Genomic DNA, 12,101 nt, shown 5'->3' on the forward strand with positions numbered 1-12,101 from the left:
CGGCCGTTTTTATTTGCCCTGAAAAGGCAAATTTATCTTATAATGGAAACAAGCCAATGAAAGGGGACGGGAATAATGACATTTCATCAACTTAAAGATACGTGGGATCTCGAGGTTTTCTTTAAAGGCGGGAGCGGCTCCGCCGAGTACCGTCAATATTTAAATGAGATTAAAGCACTGCTTTCAACTTTTAAACGCTCTGCCGAGGCTCTTACCGTTTCAAAAAGCAGCCTTGATGAATTGAAAGAAACCTTGGCGCTTTTTGAAACAATTGATGTTAAAATCCGCGAAGCAGACGCTTTTGTCGGATGTCTCCAAGCCCAGGACACCGCGGATTTAAAGGCGAATGCCCTTAATTTTGAAGTCACCCAGCTCGCTGCCGATGCGCAGAAGGCGCTGGTCGCGCTTGACAGCAAATTTGCCGTTGTCCCAAATGAAGAATGGGAAGCGCTTCTACAAGATGAAGGCCTTTCAGATATCGCTTATATTTTGAATGAGAGAAGGGAGCGGGTAACGGAAAAGCTTAGTTCCGAACAGGAAACATTGATTCAAGGCTTGTCTGTTGACGGATATCATGCCTGGGGCGATATGTACGACAGCATCGTCGACCAAATTCAAATTCCGTATGAAGAAGATGGCGAGACGAAAATTCTGTCTGTCGGACAAGCGCAGAACCTGACATCTAAACCTGACAGAAAGATCCGCCGCACCGTATCGGAAAATTTGGACCACGGCTGGGAACAGCACGCTGATTTGCTCAGCAGCACGCTGAACCACCTCGCCGGTTTCAGACTGAACGTCTATGAGGCAAGAGGCTGGGACAATGTATTGAAAGAACCGCTGAACATCAACCGCATGAAGCAGGAAACCCTTGATGTCATGTGGCAGGTCATCATTGATCATAAAAAGCCGTTTGCAGACTATCTTTCCCGGAAGGCGTCTGTGCTCGGGCTGGATAAACTGAGCTGGTATGACATCGAAGCGCCGCTCGGTTCAGCGGCAAAGGAATATTCGTATCAAGAGGCAGCCGCTTTTATTACCGGGCAGTTTAAAACGTTTGGAAAAAAGCTCTCCTCCTTTGCCGAAAAAGCGCTCAGAGACAGATGGGTTGAAGCTGAGGACAGGGGAGGCAAACGCCCGGGCGGCTTTTGCGCCAATTTTCCTGACAGCGGGGAATCGAGAATATTTATGACATTTGCAGGAAGCCAGTCAAACGTTTCCACGCTGGCGCATGAGCTTGGCCATGCCTTTCATCAGGAATCCATGCTGGACGTCAGGCCGCTGAACAGGGCGTACGCAATGAACGTGGCGGAAACCGCGTCCACTTTTGCAGAAATGATCGTGGCTGATGCGGCATTAAAACAAGCCGGTTCAGACGAAGAAAAACTCGTCCTTCTGGAAGATAAGGTTCAGCGAAGCGTCGCCTTTTTTATGAACATTCACGCAAGATTCCTATTTGAAACCCGCTTTTACGATGAACGAAAAAACGGCGTCGTATCCGCCGGAAGGCTGAACGAGCTGATGGAAGAAGCTCAGAAAGAAGCGTTTTGCGGAGCGCTTGGCGAGTATCATCCATACTTTTGGGCGTCAAAGCTTCATTTTTATATTACGTCTGTCCCGTTCTACAATTTTCCTTATACGTTCGGTTACTTGTTTTCGCTTGGCATTTACGCGCAAGCGCTGAAAGAGGGGGCGGCATTTGAAGAAAAATATATCGCGCTCTTAAAAGATACAGCCTCCATGTCTGTTGAGGAACTGGCGATGAAGCATCTCGGCGCCGATCTGACGAAGCGGGATTTCTGGGAAGCGGCCATTCAGCCGGCTGTCCGCGATGCAGAAGCATTGTTAGCGATGATATAAAGGCTTCCGCTAAGAGATTGAATGAGTTTCCGCAAAGTGGACATAGCTAAGGATAATGTGCATAGAGGAGATGAACGGTATGAACCTATTTCGGATGGCCGTTATCGCTCTTGTCATGATCCTGATGACCGGCTGCCGTTCAATAGCAGAAGAACATGCTGAAGGTAAGGAGGCCGTTCCCGATAACGCCCCTGTTTCAGATGTGGAAAGCGTGCCTTACGCCGCATTTGCATTGGAAGTGAACTATGGCCGTGGAAAGCACAATACGTTTGAAGCCGTATACGACAAACAGGAGCGGGAAAAAGCATCGATTAAAGACCACCTGAACGGAGCGGACCGCGAAGGGGAAGAAGCTTTAAACGAAATGAAAATGGTTTTAAGCGAACTTTCGATCGCTAAATCCGATTCAAAGCAGGACGTGATCAGCAATGTGCTCGAGGCTTTCAATCTTGATGAGCGATATGACCGGTTTCATCTGCGGGTGAAATGGCCGGATGGTACGTCAAGAATCTATCACGGAAAATAAGCAAAAGAGCATTTCCAACGGCGGAAATGCTCTTTTTTGCTTACGATTTTAAAAAGTATTTTTCGATGTCATCAAGGAACAGATACGCTGCTTTGACACCGCCGGCCGTCGTCCAGATCGCATCATCGACTTCGTGGGCGTTTCCGGTTTTTACAGCGTTCAATTTTTTCCAAAGCGGATCGCTTGTCCAATCGTTTTGCCATGTTTCGGCCTCTGTTTTGCTTTCGGCAGGTTTATATGTGAAATAGAAGAGGACATCCCCATCCATTTCAGGGATCGATTCTTTATTTTCTGTCATAAAAACAAATTTGTCGTCTTGTTTCTTAAACAGTTTTTCCTGTTTTTCCGGATACTTAAATCCGAGCTGATCCAAGATGATTCCCGGGAAAGAATCTTTATAGTAAATCCTTGATTGGCCGGCCATAAATCTGACAACCGACACCCGTTTCTTTTTCTGGTCGCCGAGCTTGTCGCTCAATTCGCTGACTTTTTTATCGAAATCTTCTAAAACTTCTTTGCCCTTTTCCTCTTTGTTTACCGCTTTCGCGTAGAGGGAGAAGTTGTCTTTCCATTCGCCGCGCAGCGTTTCAGAGAAGACAGTCGGAGCAATTTTTTCAAGCTTGTCGTAGATTTTTTCATGTCTCATTTTATTCCCGATGATTAAATCAGGCTTCAGCTCGGCAATCGCTTCGATATTCGGTTCGCCTTCGAGTCCGACTTGCTTAACGCCTTTCATATCGGCTTGAATATGCTTATACCAAGGATCGCCTGTCCAGGATTTGACTGCACCCACAGGTTTGATTCCGAGTTCCAAAAGCGCTTCGGTTCCTTCATTTGTCAGGACGACAACTCTTTTTGGGTCTGCAGGCACTTGGTCTTCCGTACCCATTGCGTGTTTAACGGTGATCGTATCTTTATTCTCTCCGCCCTTTGCAGAGTCATCCTTGCTTCCGCCGCAGGCTGCAAGAATTGAAATCGCTAACAAAGCGATAAATCCAACAATTGACCATCTCTTCATGTGTGTCCTCCTTAGGTATGTAAGTCATTCATCCTGATCATAATTTTTGATCAGAATTTTGTCAATTGTTAATTGAAAATGATTTTCAAGATCAATGTTATCTGATACAATGACCAGTAGATGTTTCAGTCAAACTAGGAGAATTTTAATTTATGCTCTTAAGAACGAATAAATATAGAACAATCGCACTACTGTCTTTCATTTTGGTGCTGGTTGCCGCCGTTTGCGCCAGTATCGTATACGGTTATACGAATACGTCATGGTCGATGGCCTACAAGGCTTTTACCGGCTTCAGCGGCTCTAATGAACATCTTGTCATCAAAAACGTGCGTTTGCCGCGCGCGCTGATTGCTGCAACTGTCGGCGCTTCCCTCGGGGTTGCCGGCGCTTTAATGCAGGCGATGACAAAAAACCCGCTTGCTTCCCCGGGAATTTTCGGTGTGAACGCGGGTGCCGGTTTCTTTGTTGTTGGAGCGCTGTTTTTCTTTCACGTCGGTTCGCTTCAGACGATTGCATGGATCTCGTTTTTCGGTGCAGCGTTTGCCGCGCTTGTCGTCTATTTTGTCGGCTCTCTCGGAAGGGAAGGGCTGACGCCGGTCAAGCTGACGCTTGCAGGGGCTGCGATGTCAGCGCTGTTCTCATCATTGACGCAAGGCATGCTTTCCGTTAATGAAGCAGCCCTTGAGCAGGCGCTGTTTTGGCTTGCGGGCTCTGTTCAGGGGCGCGACCTCAGCCTCTTGGTCTCCGTCCTTCCATATATCGTGCCGGCATTCATCATCAGCTTTTTACTCGGATCGAAAATCAATGTCTTAACGATGGGGGAGGAAGTGGCAAAAAGCCTCGGCCAGAAAACGTGGCTGATTAAAGCGCTGATGGCGGTTTCGATTATCCTGCTTGCCGGGGGATCTGTCGCCGTCGCCGGGCCGATCGGTTTTATCGGTATTGTCATCCCGCATTTTGCAAAATTTATCGTCGGCCACGACCATCGCTGGGTTCTTCCGTACTGCGCCGTGCTGGGAGCCATCCTGCTCGTAACCGCAGACATTGGCGCAAGGTACCTGATTATGCCTGAAGAAGTGCCTGTCGGCGTCATGACAGCCATCATTGGGACACCCATTTTTGTCTATATCGCGAGAAGGGGGTTCCAAAAATGAAAAATTACCGCACGCTGAGAATCGGAAAAGGCGGCATTTCATTGTTGATCGGCAGAAAAGCGCTGTTTTCATTCGTGATCCTATTGGTGTTGACGGCTTGTGCAGTCATCCTCAGCGCCGGCATCGGTGAACGTTTTATTTCTCCGGGCGCCGTCGCGAAAACGTTTTTGGGCATGGGGGATCCGGGCGATGACCTGATCATCATGTCCTTCAGGATGCCGCGGATTTTGGTCGCTCTGTTTGCCGGAATCTGTCTGGCGGCAGCCGGGTCGATCCTCCAGGGTCTGATCCGCAATCCGCTCGCTTCGCCGGATATTATCGGCGTGACCGGCGGGGCTTCAGTCGCCGTTGTCTTGTTTTTAATGCTGTTTTCCAATAAAAACAATGCGCTTACGGTCAGCATCAGCTGGCTCCCGGTCGCCGCATTTATCGGCGCGGCTCTCGCCGGAATGCTCGTTTATTTTCTTTCATATAAAAACGGCTCTTCGACTTTCAGGCTCGTTTTGATCGGAATCGGATTTTCGATGCTTGCCCAGTCGCTGACGACATTGTTTATGATAAAAGGACCGATATACAGAATGTCTCAGGCGAACGTCTGGATTACCGGATCAGTATATGGATCCAACTGGCAGGATGTGAACATTTTAATGTCGGCTGCGCTTGTCCTTTTGCTGATATCCGCAGCCGCCGCCAGAAACGTCAACATTCAGACGCTTGGCGAAGAACTGGCGACAGGAGCGGGCAGCTCGGTTCAGCGGAACCGCTTTTTGCTCCTTCTGCTGAGCACGGCTTTTGCCGGAATTGCCGTTGCCTTTGCCGGAACCGTCGGATTTGTCGGTTTGATGGCCCCGCATATCGCAAGAAGGCTTGTCGGTTCATCATTCGGCGCCCTCTTGCCGGTTGCCGCGCTGATCGGAGGATTGCTTGTGCTGATTGCCGACATCATCGGACGCACGCTTTTTTCTCCCGTTGAAGTGCCTGCCGGTGTGTTTACTGCAGCGATCGGCGCCCCTTACTTTATCTACTTGCTGTATAAAAGCAGAAACCAATAAAAGGAGAGATTTCATTTATGAGTGCCATTTCAACAGAAACGTTAAGCTTAGGTTATGGAGAAACAATCATTATTGATGAGTTAAACTTAACGATCCCAAAAGGTGAAATCACCGTATTTATCGGCAGCAACGGCTGCGGTAAGTCGACTCTCCTTCGGTCTCTCGCACGTTTGATGAAGCCAAAGGGCGGTTCAGTGCTTCTCGAAGGAAGTTCCATCGCCAAACTTCCGACGAAAGAAGTGGCAAAGGAGCTGGCCATTCTGCCTCAAGGCCCTTCGGCTCCGGAAGGCCTGACCGTTCTCCAGCTCGTCAAGCAGGGGCGGTATCCTTATCAAAACTGGCTGAAGCAATGGTCGGCGGAAGATGAAGAGGCCGTGCAAAAGGCTTTGAAAGCGACAAGAATGGAAGAACTGGCCGAGCGCACAGTCGATTCCTTGTCCGGAGGCCAGCGGCAGCGCGCCTGGATCGCGATGACGCTCGCTCAGGAAACGGATATCATTTTACTGGATGAACCGACGACATATTTGGATATGACGCATCAAATTGAAATTCTGGACCTTTTGTTTGAATTAAATGAACACGAAAAGCGCACGATCGTGATGGTGCTGCACGATTTGAACCTCGCCTGCCGCTACGCCCACCACCTCGTCGCGATTAAAGACAAAAAGATATATGCCGAAGGCCGGCCTGAATCCATTATCAACTGCAAGCTTGTGCAGGACGTTTTTGAAATGGACTGCGAAGTGACGAAAGATCCGCTTTTCGGCACCCCGCACTGCATCCCGTACGGAAGAGGAAGATGCATCGTCCAGCAGGTGGTTCAGTCCCATGCTTAATTTAACAAAAGAGGAGCTTGAGTCATTGCTTCGTTTTCGCCTTGGAACGAAGCAGACCGGCTCCTTATTCTCTGTTAAAGGAAACATGCTCCTTGATGAGGATTTTTTAGAACGTTATGTAGAAGATATGAAAGACAGGCTGAACGCTCCGAATCAAAAAGTTGCGGCTTCAATGCTCGTCAAGCGCAGCGGGATGCTTGCTGCGCTGCATTTCTATCTGTTTACGGTTTGCGGAAAACGCTTGCCAGCCGCTCCCGCTTCCGTGTCATGGGAGATAGAAGCCGATGATCAAGGGTGGACGCCGTCGTTTTATTTTCACAAAGGTGCTGAGCTTATCGAAGCGGATCGCACCGAAGAACTGAAAAAATTGACCGAGGATATCTTCAGGCGCCATCTTGGCGCCCTGATCGCAGCCTGTCGGCGGACATTTTCGATTTCAAAGCATATTCTTTGGGAAAATATTGCGGTTTATCTGTATTGGATGTATGACACGCTTCTGGAAGATCCGAAGCTCAAGGCGCGGGCGGCGCAAGATTTTCATTTTCTTCTTTATGAAGCTGAGCCCGGCCTTTTTGAAGAAGGGGCTGACGAAAACCCTCTCAAAAGGTTTTATCACGGACAGCACGCGGAGGATCGGACACGCACGACTTGCTGTCTGTATTATGCAACAGACAAAAACGGCGTCAAATGCAGGACATGCCCGAGAAATAAACGTAAAGAAAGGGTGTCGTGAGTGGAAAAACTAAAGGAGCAGCTGGACGGACTTGTTGAGAAATATACGGAGCTGCTTTTAGGCGAAACGGACGAAGAACTGAAAGAACAGGTGAAGATGTGGATCATCTACAGCCATATCGCCAAAAGCATGCCGCCCCTCGCCAAGCATTGGAACGGAGCTTATCCGGATGCGAAGCAGGAGATAAAAGAAGTCATCCGCCAGATTAAAGAACGAAATGAAGCGCACCGTGCGGCTAATCAAAAAAAATAAGCAGGGAGACTCCTCTGCTTATTTTTTGTTTATTGGTTTTGCTGATATGGCGACTGTTCTTGCAATGTAGAATGGAACTGCTGATAAGACTGCTGGATTTTCTGAGCATCTTCTGCCTCCACCTTGTACCATCCGTTTTGAAACATCACCTGGTACAATCTGCGCTGTACGTTTTGCGCCTCGTTAAACAGCGGCTGAACAGCCTGGTAAAGCGACTCATGGCTTAATTCATTAAGCGCTGTCGAGTATGCTGCCGTCATGTATTTTTCAGTTGTCAGCAGTTCGTTGACAAAATCCCTGTCATTCATCGCGCTCGTCTTCGGGACAGGAGTTTCCTGATTGCCGATTTTCTGTTGGTTTTGCTGATTCATCATTGACCTCCTATTGCATGTATGCTGACGGGTTTTGCGTTTGATTTTGACGAAGCTGCTCCAATATCACATTGTAATGGTGATGGTGCATTTGTCCGGCCCTGTCGAGTTCTGTTTTAAGAGACTGATCCTGGCATTGTTCCGCCATAAAATGTGCTTTTTTCATCGCGAGCAAGTTCCAGTTCAGCATATCCGTCAAATACAGATGATCCTTTGTTGAAATGACCGGCGGCGGTGTTGTCATTCCTTGCTGTTGCTGCATGCGTCTGCCTCCTTTTAGCGTTTATTTTTAGATTTCCTAACACATCGGAAATTTATACCGGATGCTTAAAGGGGGCTTAGTGATCTTCAGGAACATCCATATTATGCTTTTTATATTGCTGGTTTTGGCTTGTCCGTTTTCCGCCCGCATTCGCCTTTTTATAATCCGGACCTGCATTGCCTTTTATGCTTGCGGCGCTGACTGCGGCAGAGGATGGATTTTTTCTTTCACGTACCAAGGCCTTCACCTCCTCTCTATTGGTTTGTCCCAAAAGCGGGGAAACATGTAACCGCGGCAAAATAATACCCGCTGAAAAAATTTCAGAAATTTTGCACCAAGTTATTGAACTCGCTTCCAAAATCTTTTAAGATGAAAGAAGACAGGAGAGTTTATTTTTTTGGAGCAAAAATGAATGAGTATTCATTCAAAGTGGGGGAGGATCTTTCATGGTCAAGCATATTCGTAAAGCCGCCGTTATCGGTTCCGGTGTAATGGGTTCCGGAATCGCGGCTCACTTAGCCAATATCGGGATTCCTGTGTTACTGCTCGATATGGTGCCGCGTGAATTAACAGATGAGGAAAGAAAAAAAGGCCGCACCCTTGAAGACCCGGATGTGCGCAACCGGCTGGCACAGTCAGCCGTACAAAAGCTGCTAAAGCAAAAACCGGCTCCGCTGACTTCGAAGAAGAATATCAGCCGTATCACCACAGGGAACATGGAAGACGATTTTGAAAAAATTAAAGATGCCGACTGGATTATTGAAGTTGTTGTCGAAAAACTGGAGATCAAGAAGCAAGTGTTTTCAAAGGTCGATCAATACAGAAAACATGGAAGCATCGTCAGCAGCAATACATCAGGCATCTCCGTCAGGCAGATGGCGGAGGGAAGGTCCGCTGATTTCAAAAAGCACTTTTTAGGAACGCACTTTTTTAACCCGGCCCGCTATTTAAAGCTGCTTGAGGTGATTCCGATTGACGAAACGGATCCCGAAGTGCTGGCTTTTATGAAGAAATTCGGCGAAGACGTCCTTGGCAAAGGGGTTGTTGAAGCGAAAGACACGCCAAACTTTATCGCCAACCGCATCGGAACCTATGGCTTGCTTGTGACGGTTCAGGAAATGCTGAAAGGCGGTTACACGATAGGCGAAGTCGATTCGATTACAGGTCCGCTGATCGGGCGCCCGAAAAGCGCAACTTTCAGAACGCTCGATGTCGTCGGGCTTGATACATTTTCGCATGTTGCCAAAAATGTTTATAACCAAGTCACTGGTGAAGAAAAAAACGTTTTCCGGCTGCCTGAATTTATTGAACAAATGCTCGAAAAAGGCTGGATCGGAAGCAAAGCGAAACAAGGTTTTTACAAAAAAGAAGGAAAAGACATCCTTGAGCTCGATCCGATGACGATGACCTACAGCAAACGCCAAACATTAAAAACATCGGGACTTGAAGCGGCCAAGCAAATGAAAGGCGCAGGAGCGAGATTGAAAGCGCTTATTTATTCAGATGACAGAGCTGGAAGCCTTCTTTGGAACATGACAGCTCCGACGCTTATCTATTCGGCTGAGCTGACAGGGGAAATCGCTGACAGCATAACGGCGATTGATCAGGCGATGAAATGGGGGTTCGGCTGGTCGGAAGGGCCGTTTGAAATGTGGGACAGCATCGGTGTGAAAAACGCGGTGCAAAAGCTTGAAGCTGAGGGCTGGAAAGTCGCGGACTGGGTGAAGGAAATGCTCGCAAAAGGACATGAGACCTTCTACATTAAGGAAAACGGAAAGACGTTTTATTACTGTTTTGAAAGCGGCGAATACAGGGCGCTTCAAGAAAACAAGAAAACGATTCATTTGTCATCACTCAAAGAAACAAAAGGCGTCATCAAGAAAAACAGCGGGGCAAGTTTGATCGATTTAGGCGATGATGTCGCACTGCTCGAATTTCATTCGAAAAGCAATGCAATCGGCTTTGATATCATCCAAATGCTGAAATTCGCTCTTGAGGAAGTAGACGCCAATTATAAAGGACTTGTGATCGGCAACCAGGGCAAAAATTTCTGTGTCGGAGCCAATCTTGCGATGATGCTGATGGAAGCTCAAGACGACAACTATATGGAAATTGACATGATCATCCGTCAGTTCCAGGAGACGATGATGAAAGTGAAATACAGTACCAGGCCGGTCGTCGCCGCTCCGTTCGGAATGACGCTTGGCGGTGGGACTGAGCTTTGTCTGCCTGCAGCCCGTGTTCAAGCTTCAAGCGAGTCATACATGGGCCTCGTTGAAACAGGCGTCGGTCTGATTCCGGGCGGCGGAGGCAATAAAGAGCTTTATTTAAACTACTTGAAGGGGCTGCCTGAAGGCGTTAAACCGGATATCCAGGAGGCCGCCATCAAGACGTTTGAGACAATTGCCCTTGCAAAAACGTCGACTTCGGCTCAAGAAGCGAAAGAGCTGAACATCTTAACCGCAGAGGATCAAATCAGCATCAACCAGGATCACTTGTTATACGATGCTAAAAAACTCGTCCTGACGCTTTCCGAAAGCGGCTACCGTCCGCCGGTGAAAAAGAAAGTCCCGGTGACGGGCGAAACCGGCTATGCGGCGCTCCTGCTCGGTGCTGAATCGTTAAAACTGTCCGGCGCCATCTCTGAACACGACATGAAGATAGCGAAAAAGCTGGCGTTTGTCATCGCGGGCGGCAGGGTTCCATTCGGCGCTGAAGTAACGGAAGAATACTTGCTCAATTTGGAAAGGGAAGCATTTTTGAGCCTTGTAAGTGAACCGAAATCACAGGCGAGAATGCAACATATGCTTGTGAAAGGCAAACCTTTGCGTAATTAAGGAGGGAAAACAATGAAAGAGGCAGTTATTGTATCGGGAGCGAGAACCCCGATCGGAAAAGCAAAAAAAGGCTCATTGAGGACTGTCCGTCCCGATGATTTAGGCGCATATGCCGTGAGAGAGACGCTGAAAAGAGCGGGCGGTTATGAAGGGAATATCGATGATTTAATCATCGGCTGCGCTACGCCGGAAGCCGAACAAGGCTTGAATATGGCACGCAATATCGGCGCGCTTGCCGGTCTGCCACACACAGTTCCGGCCGTTACGATCAACAGATATTGTTCATCAGGACTTCAATCAATCGCTTACGGGGCCGAAAAAATCATGCTTGGAGCAGCCGACACAATCATTGCCGGCGGCGCTGAATCGATGAGCATCGTGCCGATGATGGGGCATATCGTCAGACCGAACGCGGCGCTGGCGGAAACGGCTCCTGAATATTATATGGGAATGGGCCATACGGCAGAACAGGTTGCCGTCAAATACGGCGTTTCCAGGGAGGATCAGGATGCATTTGCCGTCAACAGCCATCAAAAAGCAGCCAAAGCGATTGCGGAAGGAAAGTTCGAAGATGAAATCGTCCCGGTGGACGTCACCATCAGAGAAGTGGATGAACATCACAAGCTGAAGGAGCGGACGTTTACTTTCTCTGCCGATGAAGGTGTGCGCCCGGGGACAACGAAAGACGTTCTGTCAACGTTAAAACCGGCGTTTTCGGCGGACGGTTCTGTTACGGCAGGGAATTCATCGCAGACGAGCGACGGGGCGGCCGCAGTGATGATCATGGACAGAGAAAAAGCGGATGCGCTTGGGTTAAAGCCCCTCGCAAGGTTCCGTTCGTTCGCAGTCGGCGGCGTTCCGCCGGAGGTGATGGGCATCGGTCCTGTTGAAGCTGTTCCAAGGGCGCTGAAGATGGCGGGACTTGAGCTCTCTGATATCGGTTTATTCGAATTAAATGAAGCGTTTGCATCACAAGCGATCCAGGTGATCAGGTCGCTTGGCATCGATGAAGAAAAAGTCAATGTCAACGGTGGAGCGATTGCGCTCGGACATCCGCTCGGCTGCACGGGCACAAAGCTCACGCTGACATTGATCCACGAAATGCGGCGGAGAAGCGAGCAATTCGGCGTTGTAACAATGTGTATCGGCGGAGGTATGGGAGCAGCAGGGGTATTCGAATTAGTTTAATCACAAGGGGGA

Annotated in this window: 13 protein-coding genes; 9 read left to right on the forward strand and 4 right to left on the reverse strand. The window is 48.6% G+C overall.

Annotation, left to right across the window (positions count from 1 at the left end; translation table 11 throughout):
- The first annotated feature begins 75 nt into the window (after window positions 1-75).
- Window positions 76-1,860 (forward strand): M3 family oligoendopeptidase, encoded by a 1,785-nt coding sequence (locus KI350_RS11140; protein ID WP_065643733.1) that lies wholly within the window; start codon window positions 76-78, stop codon window positions 1,858-1,860.
- 79 nt (window positions 1,861-1,939) lie between these two features.
- Window positions 1,940-2,386, forward strand: a complete 447-nt coding sequence (locus KI350_RS11145; protein WP_065643732.1) for a YusW family protein — start codon at window positions 1,940-1,942, stop codon at window positions 2,384-2,386.
- Between the two features lie 40 nt (window positions 2,387-2,426).
- Here the strand turns inward: KI350_RS11145 and KI350_RS11150 are convergent, their stop codons facing one another.
- Window positions 2,427-3,404, reverse strand: coding sequence for an ABC transporter substrate-binding protein (locus KI350_RS11150; protein ID WP_212930479.1), 978 nt, complete (start codon window positions 3,402-3,404; stop codon window positions 2,427-2,429).
- A 152-nt stretch (window positions 3,405-3,556) separates the two neighbouring features.
- On the opposite strand from KI350_RS11150, the gene KI350_RS11155 reads away from it, so the two are divergent.
- Genes KI350_RS11155 through KI350_RS11175 form a run of 5 tightly spaced genes read left to right on the forward strand, consistent with a single transcriptional unit; the run spans window position 3,557 to window position 7,431 of the window.
- The gene (locus tag KI350_RS11155; RefSeq protein WP_065643730.1) at window positions 3,557-4,558 is read left to right on the forward strand and encodes a FecCD family ABC transporter permease; all 1,002 of its coding nucleotides are present in this window, start codon (window positions 3,557-3,559) and stop codon (window positions 4,556-4,558) included.
- Window positions 4,555-5,610, forward strand: coding sequence for a FecCD family ABC transporter permease (locus tag KI350_RS11160; RefSeq protein WP_065643729.1), 1,056 nt, complete (start codon window positions 4,555-4,557; stop codon window positions 5,608-5,610). Before KI350_RS11155 ends, KI350_RS11160 begins: the two co-directional genes overlap by 4 nt.
- Before the next feature lie 17 nt (window positions 5,611-5,627).
- Window positions 5,628-6,446: an ABC transporter ATP-binding protein gene (locus tag KI350_RS11165; RefSeq protein ID WP_020452888.1), complete on the forward strand. Its 819-nt coding sequence runs from the start codon at window positions 5,628-5,630 to the stop codon at window positions 6,444-6,446.
- On the forward strand, window positions 6,439-7,179 hold the full coding sequence (locus KI350_RS11170; RefSeq protein ID WP_212930480.1) for an IucA/IucC family C-terminal-domain containing protein: 741 nt from the start codon (window positions 6,439-6,441) through the stop codon (window positions 7,177-7,179). Before KI350_RS11165 ends, KI350_RS11170 begins: the two co-directional genes overlap by 8 nt.
- The gene (locus KI350_RS11175; protein ID WP_020452886.1) at window positions 7,180-7,431 is read left to right on the forward strand and encodes a YusU family protein; all 252 of its coding nucleotides are present in this window, start codon (window positions 7,180-7,182) and stop codon (window positions 7,429-7,431) included.
- Between the two features lie 29 nt (window positions 7,432-7,460).
- On the opposite strand, the gene KI350_RS11180 is transcribed toward KI350_RS11175, so the two are convergent.
- The 3 genes from KI350_RS11180 to KI350_RS11190 all read right to left on the reverse strand — a co-directional run bounded on the left by KI350_RS11180 (window position 7,461) and on the right by KI350_RS11190 (window position 8,302).
- Window positions 7,461-7,802 (reverse strand): spore coat protein, encoded by a 342-nt coding sequence (locus KI350_RS11180; RefSeq protein WP_212930487.1) that lies wholly within the window; start codon window positions 7,800-7,802, stop codon window positions 7,461-7,463.
- Between the two features lie 10 nt (window positions 7,803-7,812).
- On the reverse strand, window positions 7,813-8,064 hold the full coding sequence (locus KI350_RS11185) for a hypothetical protein (RefSeq protein WP_165428015.1): 252 nt from the start codon (window positions 8,062-8,064) through the stop codon (window positions 7,813-7,815).
- A 76-nt stretch (window positions 8,065-8,140) separates the two neighbouring features.
- Complete coding sequence (locus KI350_RS11190; RefSeq protein WP_075213790.1) at window positions 8,141-8,302, reverse strand: YuzL family protein; 162 nt, start codon at window positions 8,300-8,302, stop codon at window positions 8,141-8,143.
- Window positions 8,303-8,510: 208 nt separating this feature from the next.
- Here KI350_RS11190 and KI350_RS11195 point away from each other — a divergent pair, with 208 nt between their 5' ends.
- Window positions 8,511-10,901, forward strand: a complete 2,391-nt coding sequence (locus tag KI350_RS11195; RefSeq protein ID WP_212930481.1) for a 3-hydroxyacyl-CoA dehydrogenase/enoyl-CoA hydratase family protein — start codon at window positions 8,511-8,513, stop codon at window positions 10,899-10,901.
- 12 nt (window positions 10,902-10,913) lie between these two features.
- On the forward strand, window positions 10,914-12,089 hold the full coding sequence (locus KI350_RS11200; protein ID WP_023856219.1) for an acetyl-CoA C-acetyltransferase: 1,176 nt from the start codon (window positions 10,914-10,916) through the stop codon (window positions 12,087-12,089).
- The last annotated feature ends 12 nt before the right edge of the window (window positions 12,090-12,101 follow it).

Origin of the sequence: Bacillus sp. J41TS8 (assembly GCF_018333035.1) — a bacterium.
Lineage (GTDB): Bacteria > Bacillota > Bacilli > Bacillales > Bacillaceae > Bacillus > Bacillus paralicheniformis.

Bases quoted from the DNA above. Each gene is read 5' to 3' on its own strand.
- KI350_RS11140 (WP_065643733.1), top strand. From the start codon at position 76: ATGACATTTCATCAACTTAAAGATACGTGGGATCTCGAGGTTTTCTTT.
- KI350_RS11145 (WP_065643732.1), top strand. From the start codon at position 1,940: ATGAACCTATTTCGGATGGCCGTTATCGCTCTTGTCATGATCCTGATG.
- KI350_RS11150 (WP_212930479.1), bottom strand. From the start codon at position 3,404: ATGAAGAGATGGTCAATTGTTGGATTTATCGCTTTGTTAGCGATTTCA.
- KI350_RS11155 (WP_065643730.1), top strand. From the start codon at position 3,557: ATGCTCTTAAGAACGAATAAATATAGAACAATCGCACTACTGTCTTTC.
- KI350_RS11160 (WP_065643729.1), top strand. From the start codon at position 4,555: ATGAAAAATTACCGCACGCTGAGAATCGGAAAAGGCGGCATTTCATTG.
- KI350_RS11165 (WP_020452888.1), top strand. From the start codon at position 5,628: ATGAGTGCCATTTCAACAGAAACGTTAAGCTTAGGTTATGGAGAAACA.
- KI350_RS11170 (WP_212930480.1), top strand. From the start codon at position 6,439: ATGCTTAATTTAACAAAAGAGGAGCTTGAGTCATTGCTTCGTTTTCGC.
- KI350_RS11180 (WP_212930487.1), bottom strand. From the start codon at position 7,802: ATGAATCAGCAAAACCAACAGAAAATCGGCAATCAGGAAACTCCTGTC.
- KI350_RS11185 (WP_165428015.1), bottom strand. From the start codon at position 8,064: ATGCAGCAACAGCAAGGAATGACAACACCGCCGCCGGTCATTTCAACA.
- KI350_RS11195 (WP_212930481.1), top strand. From the start codon at position 8,511: ATGGTCAAGCATATTCGTAAAGCCGCCGTTATCGGTTCCGGTGTAATG.
- KI350_RS11200 (WP_023856219.1), top strand. From the start codon at position 10,914: ATGAAAGAGGCAGTTATTGTATCGGGAGCGAGAACCCCGATCGGAAAA.